This is a genomic window from Lysinibacillus sp. fkY74-1, from assembly GCF_053165895.1.
In genome coordinates this window covers 203950-220021 of sequence record NZ_CP170173.1, presented here as the reverse complement: position 1 = coordinate 220021, position 16072 = coordinate 203950, and the positions used below count along the sequence as shown (strand labels likewise).

Below are 16072 nucleotides of genomic sequence, written 5' to 3'. Positions count from 1 at the left end.
CCCTCCTTTAAAATGATAAAAACGTTAGTAGCATTCTATTAAACTGAATATTCAGATATATAAATGAATAATCACTTATAAAGCAGAGGCGACTTAAAAAACTAAGTCTTGCCTCAGCTCTTCCCACTTAAAATCGTTTAATCAACTTTACACATATTCCTTTACTAGAGCATCACTCGTTAATAAATATTCCGCCAACGCCTCTATTTCATCACCAATTGGCTGATCTGCTAATAGTGGTGGACAAAACTCACGAACTTTCTCTAAGTACTTTCGTGTGGTTGGTGATAATTGTTCTTCTGCTTTATCTAAATATATAGCCTGTGATGCACAAATCATTTCTATTGCTATAACTAGGGCAGCATTTCGGACCATTTGACGTACTTGACGAGCCGAAGTTGTCCCCATACTTACATGGTCTTCCTGATTCCCTGATGTAGGAATTGAATCTACACTGGAAGGATGCGCCAACACTTTGTTTTCTGAGACAATAGATGCTGCTGTATATTGAGCAATCATCAGACCGCACTCAATCCCAGGGTTTGTCGCTAAAAATGGTGGTAAGCCTTCATTTAATTGTGGATTCACCATTCGCTCTGTACGGCGCTCTGAAATATTAGCCCATTCACTTACCCCAATTTTTAAAAAGTCCATTGCTAAAGCAATGGGCTGACCATGAAAATGGCCACCTGATAGTACTTCACCGTTTTCTAAAACAATCGGATTATCGGTCGTGGCGTTCATTTCCGTTTGTACTCGGTTCTCCGCGTAAAAGAAAGACTGCCAGGAAGCACCATGCACTTGTGGAATACAGCGCAATGAATATGCATCCTGCATACGAATTTCTCCTTGCTTTGTCACTCGCTTACTTCCCTCAAGCCACTTACGAATACGACCACCAACAAGCTCTAACTCTGGATGTGGTCTTACCGCTAAAAGGGCTGGGTCAAACGCAGATGTGATACCCTTCAATGCTTCTAGTGTTAAACTAGCAGCCATATCTGCCGCAAGCCCAATTCGTTCAGCCTCATTAACCGTTAAGACACCGATACCTGTCATAGCCTGTGTACCGTTTACAAGTGCCAGCCCCTCTTTAGCTTGGAGTCGAACAGGTGATAATCCCGCTTGCTGTAACGCCTCACTACCACTCATCACTTCTCCATTAAACTCAGCCTTACCTTCTCCCACTAGGACTAAAGCTAAATGTGATAATGGCGCCAAATCTCCGCTTGCTCCAACTGAACCCTGTGACGGAACAATTGGGTGTACGCCTTTATTAATAAAATCTAATAATAGCTGTACAGTTTCCTCACGAATACCTGAAAATCCACGAGCTAAGGCATTTGCACGTAAAACCATCATGGCACGTACAACATCAGTTGGAAACGGCTGACCCACACCTGTTGCATCTGATCGTAATAAATTCAGTTGTAAAAGCTCTATATCTTCTTCCTCAATTTTTATATTACTTAGTTTGCCAAAACCTGTATTCACACCATAAATAGTTTGCCCCTCCGCTAAACGCTTTTCAATACGTTCCCTACTTAAACGAATACGTTCTATACTATCTTCAGCAAGTTCAACCGTTGCATGCCCTTTAACGATTTTCTCAATTTGTTGTCTTGTTAATGTATTGCCATCAAGCTCGATGATCGACTTCACATGACATCCCCCTATTCCCTTTAAGGCTTATGTAAAATTCATTTTAACGTAATCACTAAAGCATCCGCATTCAACTGCATTTAAGCGTTTTCATAGTAAATAAATTTTCCGCTGAATGAAGATCAATTACTCTATTTCCATTGTACTAACTACTTTTTTCAGAATATAGAGAATTTTAAAAGAGAAAACATGATTTTTTTCAGATTCCTATGTTATTTTTAATAATATAATCGTATTTTTTTATGAAACTAGAATATTTTAAGCGAGGTTAAATGTTATGAAGCTGTTATTAATCGACCGAGACCCCACTGAACTAGCAGGCATTAAGTGGTTTTTACATACCTATTTTCCAGGCGACGTTCTTATTGACATGTGCACTACTATTTCAGATGCATCTCAATACATCCGACAATTTAAACCGGATGCCATACTATTAAATATCGACCTGATCCCTAATAATGGCCTAACTTCTCTTTATGGAGATCTACAAAAATTTTCAGGTGCTATTTTAGCCGTAACAACAGAGCCCTTATTTAAAAACGCATTGAAAGCCATTGATTTACAGGTAGCTCATCTATTCATAAAGCCCATTGATTTAGAAGTATTAAAGCAAAAACTGACGGTTATTTCCGTGCGCTCACCACAAATCATAGATGATGCGCAGGAGACAGCAAATGAATCATTTTATAATCATTTATTTTTAGATACTAAATCAAACTCTATTGAAACTGGCATTCATTTTACAATAATTGAGCCTGAGCACGCCGAGACCTATAACAAGCTTTACAATTGGCTTCAACAAACACCTATATACTTTCATATGAAAACCTATCCTTTATCGAATAGAATTGTCTGCCTTTTTCAAACGCAAGACATAAAAGTGGTAGAGAAGGATGTACGTACTCTTATGAAGGAATGGCGTTTGTTTAGCAATAGTTCATTAAATATCGGGATATATGATGGACCTGCTACAAGCATTAAAAATATGTATACATTAACAAAGCGTGTACTTCACCAAAGTTTTTACGAAGGATTCGGTCACCTTTTTTACGCAAGTAAACAATTTGAAATACACCCCTTCGATCCATTACTAACACCAGAGGAACAGCAATTATTAATAAGTAGCCTGGAGGAAGGTAATCTCGAAGCCGTAAAAACATTTTTATATCGACTTTCTAATGAAGGCATCTATTATGAGCAGGATGATTTACGTATCCATCTAACAAGTGTCTTAGCACAAATTCGGCGCTTTATGTTGAAATATAAACTACACGAAAAAGCAGTCATTGAACAAAACTACCGTCAGCTATTTCATTTAATTATTGAGCATCCTATTTTTTATACGATTCTCAATGGCATTATTTCATTCACTCAGAGATTAATTGAACTTGCACGTGAAGCTCGCATGGAGAAAAGAGCCGATTATGTTGAGTTAGCTTTAGAAATTATTGATCAGCAATTTAAAGAGAGTTCCTTGTCTCTCCCCTTTGTCGCGCGTAAGCTTGGCATCAGCCCCAATTATTTAAGTACGATTTTTTCAAAAAAACAAGGCTTGCCATTTAAGCGCTATATACAGCAAGTTAGAATTCAAAACGCCCTTAAGATGCTACTAGAAACTGATTTTGCAATTAGTGAGATTGCTCATTTAAACGGTTTTGATGACCCGAATTATTTCATTAAAATATTTAAACAACAAATCGGTATGACCCCTCATCGATATCGAAAAAACTAATCAAGAATATTTTCAATTAGTTGTTTTCATTTTCAATCAAGGATTTTATTATGGGTGTTTAACTTTATACTTCTTTTCATTTACAGTACAAATACTGTTTAAATCTAGTTTATTAAACAACAAATTTTACACAAAAATTAAGCATATACAGCCTCTCCGATGCATATATTTATACTTTGTATCTCACTATAAAAATTCTTTAACAATAATTATTATAATGTACTAGCAATTCTATTTTATATTTGTTATAGTTATAGACGAAGAGTTCGACTTACATTATTTTCAGGAGGTAACTAATATGACAAACGCAAATGATCGTAGCCGTCGTTTTACAACAGCAGGTGGTGCTCCAGTAGTAAGTAACCATGACTCTATGTCAGCAGGTCCACGTGGCCCTCTTTTACTTCAAGATGTATGGCTAGTTGAAAAATTAGCCAACTTCAATCGTGAAGTAATCCCTGAACGTCGTATGCACGCCAAAGGTTCAGGTGCATTTGGTACTTTTACTGTAACGCACGATATAACTCAATATACAAAAGCTAAAATCTTCTCAGAGGTGGGCAAAAAAACTGAAATGTTCGCACGATTCTCCACAGTTGCTGGTGAGCGTGGTGCAGCAGATGCTGAGCGCGATATCCGTGGCTTTGCCCTTAAGTTCTATACAGAAGAAGGCAACTGGGATCTAGTAGGAAACAATACACCAGTATTTTTCTTCCGTGATCCACTACACTTTACAGATTTAAACCACGTGGTAAAACGTGATCCACGTACAAATATGAAAAACGCTAATTCTAACTGGGATTTCTGGACTCTATTACCAGAGGCACTTCACCAAGTAACGATTGTAATGTCTGACCGTGGTATTCCAACTGGTTACCGTAATATGCACGGATTTGGTTCCCACACTTATAGCTTTATCAATGCTGATAATGAGCGAGTTTGGGTTAAATTCCACTTCCGTACAGAACAAGGCATTAAAAATTTAACAGGTGCTGAAGCAACTGAGGTAATCGGTCAAGATCGTGAATCTTCACAACGTGATTTATATGAAGCCATTGAAAAAGGCGATTTCCCTAAATGGAAAATGTATATTCAGGTTATGACAGAGGAGCAAGCACGTGAGCTACCATACAACCCATTCGACTTAACAAAAGTATGGTATAAAAAAGACTTCCCATTAATTCCTGTAGGTGAGTTTGAGTTAAATAAAAACCCGGACAACTACTTTGCAGAAGTGGAACAAGCTGCATTTGCACCATCTAACATCGTTCCTGGTATTAGCTTCTCACCAGATAAAATGTTACAAGGTCGTATCTTTGCCTATGCGGATGCAGCACGCTACCGTTTAGGAGTAAACCACTATATGCTTCCTGTTAACGCACCAAAATGTCCATTCCGCACTTTCCACCGTGATGGTGCTATGCGTTTTGATGGCAACCTTGGTTCAACACTAGGCTATGAACCAAATAGCTATGGTGAATGGGAGCATAATTTAGACCATAAAGAGCCAGAGTTACGCATTGATGGTCATGCAGGAATTCATGATTTCCGTGAAGACGATAATAATTACTTCGAGCAGCCAGGTAAACTTTTCCGCCTAATGACTGCGGAAGAACAACAACGTCTATTTGAAAATACGGCTAATGATATGGCTTCTGTCGAGGAGTTCATCAAACGACGTCACATCCTACACTGCTATTTAGCTGATCCAGCATATGGTGACGGTGTTGCAAAAGCAATGGGTCTTTCATTAGAAGGTATGGATCTTACAAACCCATACGTAAAACAACCAACAAACGTTTAATATTCCATTTAATTATTGATATCCAAATCCAATTTTTACTCCATGTGAATTTAATCATCACATGGAGCTTTTTTGTCTTCGTCTAGCCTCCAACTGCTTACCTCAATTTGCAACATGGAAGCAACATAAAAAAGGCTTGTGTCTAGTAAATTAACACAAGCCTTTTATTATTATAGATAGATTTGACTACCTGCCTTTTTAAACTCCACTGACTTCTCCCTCATACCTTCATGGATGGCCTCAGTTGTATTTAAATCCTTTTCTTTAGCATAATTACGAATATCCTGTGAAATTCTCATGCTACAAAATTTAGGACCGCACATTGAGCAAAAATGTGCAGTTTTGGCCCCCTCTGCTGGCAATGTTTCATCGTGATATTCTACTGCACGTTCTGGATCAAGAGAAAGGTTAAATTGGTCGCGCCAGCGGAACTCAAAGCGCGCTTTTGACAGTGCATCATCGCGTTGTTGTGCACCTGGGTGCCCTTTTGCCAAATCTGCAGCATGTGCAGCAATCTTATAAGTAATAACCCCTACTCGAACATCCTCCCGATTAGGTAATCCTAGATGTTCCTTCGGTGTCACATAACAGAGCATAGCTGTACCAAACCAACCAATCATTGCCGCTCCAATAGCAGATGTAATATGGTCATAACCTGGAGCAATATCTGTTGTCAATGGGCCTAATGTGTAGAAGGGAGCTTCCTTACAAACCTCTAATTGCTTGTCCATATTTTCTTTAATCAAATGCATTGGAACGTGACCTGGCCCCTCCACCATTACTTGAACATCATGCTTCCATGCTATTTGGGTTAACTCACCTAATGTTTCAAGCTCCGCAAATTGCGCTTCATCGTTTGCATCCGCGATTGACCCTGGACGTAAGCCATCTCCTAATGAGAAGGCTACATCATAAGTTTTCATAATTTCACATATTTCCTCAAAATGAGTATAGAGGAAGTTTTCTTGATGATGGTATAAACACCATTGCGCCATAATGGAGCCTCCCCGAGACACAATGCCCGTTACCCGGTTTGCTGTAAGAGGAACATAACGTAAAAGAACACCCGCATGAATAGTGAAATAATCTACCCCTTGCTCTGCTTGTTCAATAAGCGTATCACGGTATACCTCCCACGTTAAATCTTCAGCTACACCATTTACCTTTTCTAATGCCTGATAGATTGGTACTGTTCCAACAGGTACTGCGGCATTTCGAATAATCCATTCTCTCGTTGTATGAATATGCTTGCCAGTTGATAGATCCATAATATTATCTGCACCCCAGCGTGTAGCCCATGTCATCTTTTCGACTTCCTCTGCAATCGAAGATGATACGGCTGAATTTCCAATGTTCGCATTAATTTTCACATGGAAGTTACGACCGATAATCATCGGCTCTGCCTCCGGATGATTAATATTGGAGGGCATAATAGCTCGACCTGCTGCAATCTCTGAACGCACGAAATCAGGGTCCATATTTTCTCGTATCGCTACAAACTCCATCTCAGGTGTAATAATTCCCTTTCTAGCATAATGCAACTGTGTTACATTTTTCCCCCTTTTTGCACGTAAAGGCATTCTCATCAATTCAGGAAAGACATTTTCTTGGATACGTGGATCATCTGCGCGACGGAAGCCATTATCCTCAGGTTTAATGGTACGCCCTTCATATTCCTCTACATCTCCTCGCTCTTGTATCCAAGTACTTCGTAAAGCCGGTAAGCCCTTTGTAATATCCACATGAAATGCAGGATCAGTATACGGGCCACTCGTATCATACACCCGAATAGGGGCATTTTCTTCATCTCCAAAGCTACCCGTCGTCGGACTTAATGTAATTTCACGCATTGGTACTAAAATATCTGGACGTGATCCTTCCACATAAACCTTTTTACTTCCTTCAAAGTTAGACATAATCATAATGTTCTTTTCACTAATCGCTGACATGAGCTACTTCTCTCCCTTAAATGTATTTTAAGTAAGGACCGAATCTAGCTCACCCCAAAAGGAAAATAAATAAAGGCCGAATCCAACATAATGATTGGATCCGGCCATGAATGTAAAGGGTCTATTGATTGCACGTAATAGGCAATAGCTTCTTAACTTTCCCACGCTGGTATGAGCCAGATCAGGTCCAAAGGGTCAAGAAACCTCTATGCGTTTCCCTCTCAGCCTGACTCATCAGACTCCCCTAGTTAATACTATTCAGTTTGATGCTAGTGTAGCAGATATTGCTAAGAGATGGAAGTTATCATTTAAATATTTTTGCCATTCTATTAAGTAAACAATACATCAGCGATATAAATCACAATCGTGACCGTTATACAACTCACAATGGTAGAAAATAAAACGGTTTGTGCAGCTGTTGCCGATTCTATATCATATTCTAATGCTAGACTTGAACTGTTGCGGGATGTGGGAAAAGCACTCGCTATAAATAATGATTGTGCTACGACCCCATTTAATCCCAGTGCAAAGATAATGACTAAAGCAATAGCTGGTCCGATAATTAATCGAGTCAAGCAGCTGATGAAGACTGTTTTATTAAACATAGTTTTAATTTCCATCTGAGACAATTGCGCGCCCAGCGTGATTAATGCAACGGCAATAAAACCATCCGCTACATGGTCTATTGGTATTTTAATAAACGGAGGAATACCAATATCAAAATAATTCATTGCCACACCAATTATTAAAGCGTGAATAATAGGCATTTTTATAAAATCCTTTAGAATCGTCATGCCTGATTTAGTAGACGAAATTAAATTATATAAACCATACGTATACGTAGTCATGTTTTGAAAGATAACGAGTATAACCTGGATGGCTACACCAATAGGTTGAGAGGCAAAAATCATTTGAGCTACCGGAATACCATAGTTTCCAGAGTTAATGAGTACTACACTATTTTTAAAAACAGCCGCCTCCGTTTTAGCTAGTCCAAGCCCTTTCGCTAAAAAGTGACTGAGTAGCATTTGACTACCAATAAAAAGTACAATAAACAACCCGACTTCCCCTAGCACAGACAGCTTTATACTCGTTTCATATAAATTTATAAACACAGCCGCTGGCATAAAGCAATATGTAATTAGCTGTGATAATGCTTTTAAGTTAAAGCGAAATTTCTTTTGTAGAATGGCCCCTAGTACAAGTAATACTAAAATAGGTGCAACAATTTGAAAAAAAATCATTCCAAGATACACCATATTGATGTCCCCCCTCCCTTTTAATAGTAGTGTCGATATTGCACTAGGTCAATGCCACTTACTTTCATAATTAAAACCGTTGATTTACACTATGGGCGGGGTCGCGCTTCGTTCTAATGGTTGCAAAAATTCAAAAGCTCAAATCAATGAACTCGAGCAATGTCCAGAATATAAGAATCATCAAAACTTATTTAACGTCATTTAGGATTGGTATGCCAAAATGCAGAACAATTGAACTTGTCTTAAAGGAGACTTGAAGATACTGTCAGCTTGGACGTGGTAAGCTTTTTATGCTTGAGCTGTACATGATCGAGCAACAAAGGTCCATTTGAAATAAGTAAAAAATGAAAAGGGAATCGAGCATCAACTTCTCGATTCCTTTTATCAACAGTCTGAGACTACTTAAAGGTTCTAAGCAGTTTTTTCTTTACGCAAGCTTAAATCGATTAACAACCTCTTGCAGTTCATTAGAGATATCATTCATGTTTTGCATAGACTCTGCCACTTTTTGCAATTCTGCTTGTTGATCCATTGCAGAGGCACTTACTTGCTCAGCAGAGGCAGCTGTTTCCTCTGATATAGCCGAAATACTTTGGATAGACATAATTGCTTGATTTTTATGCTCTAACATAGTAGATAACTGAGTCATTAGCTCACTAATAGAAGTTGCAATTGCACGTGACAAATCACTATTATCTTTAAAAGCCAATTGCGTGCTTTGTACGGACTCATTTTGCGATTGCATTAATTCTGCATTCGAGGCAATGACAGCAACTGTTTGCTGTGAATTTTCTAAAATGCTTTCTACCGTGCTTTTAATAACTTCTGTTTCATTTTTTGATTGCTCCGCCAACTTTCTTACTTCTTCCGCCACGATCGCAAAACCTTTTCCATGCTCACCAGCACGCGCAGCCTCAATACTTGCATTTAAAGCCAATAGATTAGTTTGCTCCGTAATGCTTTGAATAGAGGCAATAATTTGATTAATATTAGCAATATTAGAAGCTAGTAATTCCATTTGCTGTTGAATACGGCCATTCATCTCATTTGTCCCTATATTATGTTCATGTAAACTTTGAACCTCTTGCATGCCTTTTTCTGTTGTTACATTTGTTTTGAGCGATAACTCGTCCATTTCATTCGAAAGCGCAGTAATGGCATCTATTTGATCCGATAAATCCATCATGCGGTAATTCGTTTCTTCAGTATCCTCTGATTGCTTCGATGCTCCCTGTGCAATTTCATTTATGGCTACTGATACCTCTTGACTTGAAGACACGATTTCATTAAATGCCTCATGTACCTGGTTAGAAGACTGATTCAATAGAGTTGTAGAGTTTAACACGGCTTTAATAGCACTATTGGTTTTATCCAACATATTATTATAGGCCAATGCAACCGCACCAATTTCATCCTGTTTAATATATTTCTCCTCTACTTTTTGTGTTAAATCTCCTTCCGCTGCTGTTTCAATGGATGAGCGTAAATACTTGAGCGGCTTTAGTTGTTTGTAAATGAATAGTACACTTGCAGCAGTCATCAAAGCTACCATTATAATGGATGCAATAATTGTATAGACGAATACATGGTTATACGTCTCTAAAATTTTTGATTCAGCTAATACAATTTGAACGGTCCAAGTTTCGTCAATGTCCTCTAAAATCATGGGAGCAAATACATTATAGGCTTTATCCTTCAGTTCATTAGAATCTATGTACATACTTGTTAGTTCGCCATTTTCCATTGTCTTACGTATGCTTGTCCAAGCGGGGTCGTCCTGCATATTTTGCCCATCTAGCTCTTTACCAAAACTGTTAGCTGTCAATACACCGTTATTTGTAATAATGGCTGCATAGCCGCCTTCTGGTGCAACTGACTTTGTCAACTCATTTAAATAATCTATGGACACATCTGCTGTTAATACACCGAAAAACTTCCCGGAAGCATTAACTAATGGTACAGAAATTGTTGTCATTAGTACCGTTTGTCCGTTTACACTATAATCATAGGGCTCCGTTAAAACTGTCCGTCCCTCTTCTTTTGGCACCCAGTACCATTGAGAAACATTTTTATCATCTAAACCCTCAATAAGAGTGGTCGTTATTTCATTATCATTTTTGCTCAAGTATGGTCCAAAACGTTTTTGGGAATCTACCAATGTAGCCTCATTTGGGTTTACAATAAGGGAATTCTCCTCAAAGATAGCCCCTACCCCTAATAAATCATCATTACTAGCTAAATTATTTTCCATTATGTCTAAAATGCCTTTGGTAGATAGCGTCTTATTTTTCTCCATACTTTCAACGATTCGTTTCGTTGTTTGTAAAGTTGTATTGGCTTTTTTAAAGCGCTCGCTCATAATAGCCGCTGATGATTCAGCCGTTTGCAATGTTCCATACTCTGCATCTTCGACACTTTGCTTTTTTATAATAATCCCTGTTGTCACTGTATAGGATAAAAATAAAACTAGAAACAATCCTATGATTAGGGAAGATAGTTTCAATGCAATTCCTCTTGATTTCTTCATCACAAACACCCCCACTTTTATAAATAATCATAATAGATGAAAGGTCGTATCTCAATAAAATATTTAGCGAATAAAGTAGAAATTTACATAATTATAGATAAAAATACAGGCATATTAAGAGATTTGTTTATTATAATTAAAAGTACTTATGGCTCATTTGAGTTGAAATGATTAGTAAAACATACACTTAAAATATTAAATTATAGTAAATTATGGTATATTATCTAGTAGATAAAATGATTGGAGTGACTTGCATGACAAATAAAGCGCTATCAACATTAATAGCCACGGCGATTACAGCGACACTAGTATTACCTGTGTCAACTGCACAAGCCTCTTTTTCCCTAAATCAATCGAATTTATATGAAACACAGGTTCAGGTTGCAGCAACAAAAAAAATGGTAGGCAATGCCGTAACGATTAAAAACATCACAAACGATACGGTTATTACATCAAATGGTACATTTAGAATCCACAAAGATTTAAAGCCCCTTTTTGATCATTCAAATAAAACAGCATTAACAAACGCATTAGCCACCATTGTCGTAAAAAACAAGCAAATTATAGACGTGACATCATTAACATTAAACAAAGCTGGTACGAGCAAAAAATCAGTATACTTTGATGGTGGTCACAGTCATATTTCTGGTGACTTCACTGTGAACGCAGACTATGTAAATATACAAGACGTTACGGTTGATGGTCAGTTAATTATTACAAACAGAGTAAAAAAAGCTATAACACTTGATGACGTTTCCGTTAGCGATACGATTACATTAAAACCACTTATCATAAAGAAGAATGACTGGCTGTATGTTACGCTAAGGGATATGAAATCATCTACTATCAATTTGGCACGCACGAAGGTAAATATATCTTCTGACCAAGCACTTTCTAAAATCGATATAATTGGTAAAGTTCCCACTTTTGAGTTGAAGGCAAATGTGGAAAAACTGACGATCAATGTGGAGGAAAATTTCAACCTTTTCGGCGAAGGGAAAATTGAACAAATCATTGTTAAAGACGGCACAAAAGTAGCATTAAATTCAGGACATCAGGTGGGTAAAGTACAAGTAGACAATAAAAAGGTCTCTGTTATCCTACCAGCTATTGATAAAAAAGAACTAACTACGCTACTAGCATCCCCCCCTTACGTGCAGGTTTCTATAAATGGATACGATATTTTAACAACTGACAAATGGACAACACAGGTTGATCGGAATATTTTTGACTCTGCCGTGACAAGTGCCAGAGCGATAGCAAACAATAATAGCGCCTCACAAGAACAAGTAAAGAATGCTATTTCACAATACAGAAATGCGTTAGCAGTCTACCAAAATGCCCAAAAGAGTGGCTCAAAATATGGCTATGGGTACAACTATGGCGATAAAGCTACTCTTCAATCTTTAATTAATTCAATTCAATATGTAACGGTTTCTTGGGGCTCAGATGTTTACCATAATAATCCCTGGACAACGCAAGCTGAGAGGAACGCTATAGATTCCGCTGTTTCAGCTGCTCAAGCAGTTGTTAATAATTATTACGCCACTCAAGCAGATATTGCCAGTGCTATCAATAACTTAAACAATGCCATTTGGACCTATAAGAATGCTTATAAGTATAATAATTATTATTATTATGGTAATAAATACAACTTACAAACGCTCGTTAATCAAGCAAAAAGTATATATGTGACTGTTTCAGAGGATGGGGCTGATTTATCTTCAAATACCAATTGGACAACATATATGGAATGGTACATTTTCGATTCGGCAGTATCATACGCTGAAACGTTTTTATCTAATAATTATTTCTCTGACTACGAAGTCACATATGTCATTAATTATTTAAACAATGCTATTTCAACCTATAAAGGCCAGTATAAAAAAGGGAAAGATTAATTCATCATGAACGGGGATTTTCACTATAGGCGGGGGCTTGTCCTCCGTTCTAATCAACTTCTACATAGAGGGATAAACGTTGATGGCGATGCATTAAATCAATGCATAACATTTGACTAATAGCTATAAATTTTATCGCTTATTATCTATTAGTTGAAAATCCCTATTCAAGTAAAGCCCGTCTAAACAGGAAATGTTCCAGAATGATAAAGGCCATTGAGTGTTGACTTCAATGGCTTTTGTCTTCCATCTACTCCGCAAACTGCAAGAGTCCTTTTTCATAATGCTAATGCTATATCTTTAAACATTCATGTGCGTTAGTGTTTTGGTCTTCTTCCATCTTTTATACCAATTCTCAATTTCCTCACTTGGTTCCACAGCAAAATGCTCCTGAAGTGCTTTTTTTAACAGCAAGTATTGTTCCTCGACAGCCGCTACATTATTCAGTAAATCGTAAAGCTTCATCAAGGTGAAATAGTTTTCCTCTTCACCCGCAAACAGAGCTTGAACTGTTTCCTGTACCTTAATAGCAGCCGAGTAGTTTTCAATTTTTATATAAAATTCACTTAGCTGATGGGCATGGTGTAACCATAGTCGCCTTAAACGCTCTCTTTCGCTTTCTGCCCATAGATAATCACAATCTTCTAAGTAGTCGCCTGTATACATTTGGAATACTTGTTCATGCTCTTCTACGTTTGCCTGTTCTAGTGTAGGTAAAGACTTCAAGCTAGCCAACCATTGTTCTACATCAACAATGGTTTGCTCCAACAGGAGTTTATAACCTGAATTGAGCAATGGACTTGAAATCTGCACCCCATCCAGCCCGTAGTTTTTTAATGTTTGGCGTATTGTATAAACGGCAGTATAAAGTTGTTTCGATGCTTTATCTCTATCAGACTCTGGCCAAAATAGCTCTAAAATAGTATCACGATAAATGATTTCATCACGGTGATTGAGTAAGTAGGCAAATAACTCTTTCGCTTTAGATGTTCGCCATTTTAGAATTTGTGTATGGCCGTCTGGTGAAATAACCTGGAGACCACCAAATAGACTTATAATTGTAGAGTTCACCACCCTTTTTTTATGTTTATTATTGATCTGTTCAAGACGGTCTAATGTCTTTTCTAAACGTGTAATTTGTATGGGCTTTAATAAATAATCGACAGCATGTAAATTAAAGGCATCTAGCGCATATTGATCGAACCCAGTTGTAAAAACAATTTCTACATCTGGCAATAATTCCTGAATTTTTTCTCCCAATGCTAAGCCGTCCATATCCGGCATGACTATATCTAAAAATACAACACTTGGTTGTAGGTTCTGTATCTCTTCAATCACTTTTAGAGAATCGGTGTATTCTCCAACTATCTCTATTCCAGGAACATGACTTTCTTCAAGCAAGGTTTTCAATCTTTTTAATGATAAATATTCATCATCTACTAGCACAATTCTCATTATTACTCCTCCTTAAAAACTACCCCTTTACTTATTATCGTTTATTTTTTTAAAAAATTGAGAGATTGCATTACTTTTGAAGGATAAATAAACCAATTTATAGACATCTACTGTTATAGAATGAAAAAGAACGTATCTCCTAAAAAATTACTGTACTTTAACTATAGTGCTTCTATTTTTTGTTCCAAAAAATTGAAACAGACTGCTCTAATCGTTCATTTTGGAACTATCTCCATCAGATTATCCAGCAGGAATTTGCTCACCAAAAAGTCAATTCTTTGTTAATACCGCTTTAAATAGGTACTGAAGTTCTAAACCCTCACTAAAAAAACATAACCAATCTACCTATTCGACCAAAAAATGCATAAAAAGATCCTAGGCTATGATAAAATTGATATAACACCATTTATTGGATAGATTTCCGTTTACAAAAATATAATTAGGAGGCATCTCATGTATGAAAAATAAAAAAAAGTTAGCCCTGCTATCGTTAGTGGCGGTCCCTTCGCTCCTTTATAGTTCACCAGCACCAGCATCTGCTGCTAATGTGAGCGGACAACCGAGCATGGCATACATATACAGTACTTCTTACTATAATTCTAACGTGTCAAATGTTGTGCAATTGATTAACAATATTAACTACACAACCTCTACCTTCCAAGCAAATTTGGAGGCAGCACTTAAAGCCTACAATGCTCTAACAGAACTGGAAAAACAGTATGTAACAAACTACTCAACATTATCAGCACATCAACAGACAAGAATTTCTTACCGTAAGCTGGCGGCACAAATTGAGGAAAAGTTATATTCAGTAGAATCTACAGCTGTTAATTACTATCAAAATGTCATGGAAACAAGAGATTGGTATAATACCTTAAATGCAGCCCAAAAAACTTTTGTAAGTGCAGCCGCGCAAAAGATATTAACATCGTATATTGCGCCTAATACATCCGTTGATAAAGTAGTAAATAAAATTCAACTAATTAATTCATCTCGTCCAACTTTCCATAAAGATGTAGCCGATGCTCGAGCAGAGCTATATGCCTTACGTAGGTTTTCATATGTTTCTTTACCTACTGGCGTTGAGCAGCTTCTGCTTGACGCTGAACAGCTTGTATTGAAGGATAAGGCTGCTGCTAAGGCTGTAGAAAGTGCAATTACAGCTCTATCACCAAAAACATCTACTCCTCAAGATGTACAAGAAGTAAAAACAGCTTTTGAAGCTCTAACACCTGTACAGCAGCAACTCGTGCCAAATGTTTGGACCTTAGTTGATTTTGTCCAAGGGAAATATACACTCCCTTCAAAAGGTAACGTCCCTAAAATACCTGTACTATCCGATACGGTAGCTATACCAGGTAAGACAACAGCTATGACGAAAAGCAAGAATATTTATAAAACCAAAATAAATGTTTCTGACTCAGAGATTGATACGGAGCGCTTTATTTTAACAACAAAGGATAAAATAACAATTATCATTCCTCCACTTTATACATTAGTTAATGAAGATGAAGGTGTCATCGACATTCAAGTAACAAAAAGGGGAGATCGCATTACGCTTCAGGCTACACTAAATAAAAAGCAAGTTACATTCGATGCGAACATGGAGATTATTATTGAAGGTTTATCAGCAAACTCGTCAATCAACCACTTAAATGACTTTGGCAAGCAAGTACCAGCTAACTATATCGTTAGTGGAAACCGTCATATTATCCAAACAATGACACCTGGGACATTCCAAATTATTAGAAATTAAACATTTAAAAGCACTAAAGATACCCAT

General features: G+C 37.3%; 9 protein-coding genes and 1 riboswitch. Of the genes, 4 read left to right on the top strand and 5 right to left on the bottom strand.

What is annotated here, in order from left to right; translation table 11 throughout:
* Positions 1 to 147: 147 nt before the first annotated feature.
* Positions 148 to 1662, bottom strand: coding sequence for a histidine ammonia-lyase (hutH, locus tag ACE1MS_RS01035; RefSeq protein ID WP_031418128.1), 1515 nt, complete (start codon positions 1660 to 1662; stop codon positions 148 to 150).
* A gap of 277 nt (positions 1663 to 1939) precedes the next feature.
* Between hutH and ACE1MS_RS01030 the strand changes: the two genes are divergently transcribed.
* Together ACE1MS_RS01030 and ACE1MS_RS01025 are read left to right on the top strand one after the other, a co-directional pair.
* Complete coding sequence (locus ACE1MS_RS01030; protein ID WP_012292487.1) at positions 1940 to 3394, top strand: response regulator transcription factor; 1455 nt, start codon at positions 1940 to 1942, stop codon at positions 3392 to 3394.
* A gap of 298 nt (positions 3395 to 3692) precedes the next feature.
* Positions 3693 to 5198, top strand: a complete 1506-nt coding sequence (locus ACE1MS_RS01025; RefSeq protein ID WP_012292486.1) for a catalase — start codon at positions 3693 to 3695, stop codon at positions 5196 to 5198.
* Positions 5199 to 5368: 170 nt separating this feature from the next.
* Here the strand turns inward: ACE1MS_RS01025 and thiC are convergent, their stop codons facing one another.
* The 3 genes from thiC to ACE1MS_RS01010 form a co-directional block, all read right to left on the bottom strand.
* Positions 5369 to 7147 (bottom strand): phosphomethylpyrimidine synthase ThiC, encoded by a 1779-nt coding sequence (thiC, locus tag ACE1MS_RS01020; RefSeq protein ID WP_012292485.1) that lies wholly within the window; start codon positions 7145 to 7147, stop codon positions 5369 to 5371.
* A 141-nt stretch (positions 7148 to 7288) separates the two neighbouring features.
* Positions 7289 to 7403, bottom strand: a riboswitch (TPP riboswitch).
* A gap of 73 nt (positions 7404 to 7476) precedes the next feature.
* Positions 7477 to 8406, bottom strand: coding sequence for an AEC family transporter (locus tag ACE1MS_RS01015; RefSeq protein WP_036166581.1), 930 nt, complete (start codon positions 8404 to 8406; stop codon positions 7477 to 7479).
* A 427-nt stretch (positions 8407 to 8833) separates the two neighbouring features.
* On the bottom strand, positions 8834 to 10933 hold the full coding sequence (locus ACE1MS_RS01010) for a methyl-accepting chemotaxis protein (protein ID WP_447402647.1): 2100 nt from the start codon (positions 10931 to 10933) through the stop codon (positions 8834 to 8836).
* A 254-nt stretch (positions 10934 to 11187) separates the two neighbouring features.
* Here ACE1MS_RS01010 and ACE1MS_RS01005 point away from each other — a divergent pair, with 254 nt between their 5' ends.
* Positions 11188 to 12834 carry an S-layer protein gene (locus tag ACE1MS_RS01005; RefSeq protein ID WP_447402646.1) on the top strand — a complete coding sequence of 549 codons (1647 nt, stop codon included), beginning with the start codon at positions 11188 to 11190 and terminating at the stop codon, positions 12832 to 12834.
* A 300-nt stretch (positions 12835 to 13134) separates the two neighbouring features.
* On the opposite strand, the gene ACE1MS_RS01000 is transcribed toward ACE1MS_RS01005, so the two are convergent.
* Positions 13135 to 14289: a response regulator gene (locus ACE1MS_RS01000; protein WP_031418123.1), complete on the bottom strand. Its 1155-nt coding sequence runs from the start codon at positions 14287 to 14289 to the stop codon at positions 13135 to 13137.
* A 457-nt stretch (positions 14290 to 14746) separates the two neighbouring features.
* Here ACE1MS_RS01000 and ACE1MS_RS00995 point away from each other — a divergent pair, with 457 nt between their 5' ends.
* A complete protein-coding gene (locus ACE1MS_RS00995) occupies positions 14747 to 16045 on the top strand; it encodes a hypothetical protein (RefSeq protein ID WP_036166572.1) in 1299 nt (432 codons plus the stop codon).
* Positions 16046 to 16072: the final 27 nt, after the last annotated feature.

Excerpts from the sequence above, each read along its gene's own strand:
- ACE1MS_RS01000 (WP_031418123.1), bottom strand. The coding sequence starts at position 14,289 with ATGAGAATTGTGCTAGTAGATGATGAATATTTATCATTAAAAAGATTG.
- ACE1MS_RS01025 (WP_012292486.1), top strand. The coding sequence starts at position 3,693 with ATGACAAACGCAAATGATCGTAGCCGTCGTTTTACAACAGCAGGTGGT.
- ACE1MS_RS01030 (WP_012292487.1), top strand. The coding sequence starts at position 1,940 with ATGAAGCTGTTATTAATCGACCGAGACCCCACTGAACTAGCAGGCATT.
- ACE1MS_RS01005 (WP_447402646.1), top strand. The coding sequence starts at position 11,188 with ATGACAAATAAAGCGCTATCAACATTAATAGCCACGGCGATTACAGCG.
- ACE1MS_RS01015 (WP_036166581.1), bottom strand. The coding sequence starts at position 8,406 with ATGGTGTATCTTGGAATGATTTTTTTTCAAATTGTTGCACCTATTTTA.
- thiC (WP_012292485.1), bottom strand. The coding sequence starts at position 7,147 with ATGTCAGCGATTAGTGAAAAGAACATTATGATTATGTCTAACTTTGAA.
- ACE1MS_RS01010 (WP_447402647.1), bottom strand. The coding sequence starts at position 10,933 with ATGAAGAAATCAAGAGGAATTGCATTGAAACTATCTTCCCTAATCATA.
- ACE1MS_RS00995 (WP_036166572.1), top strand. The coding sequence starts at position 14,747 with ATGAAAAATAAAAAAAAGTTAGCCCTGCTATCGTTAGTGGCGGTCCCT.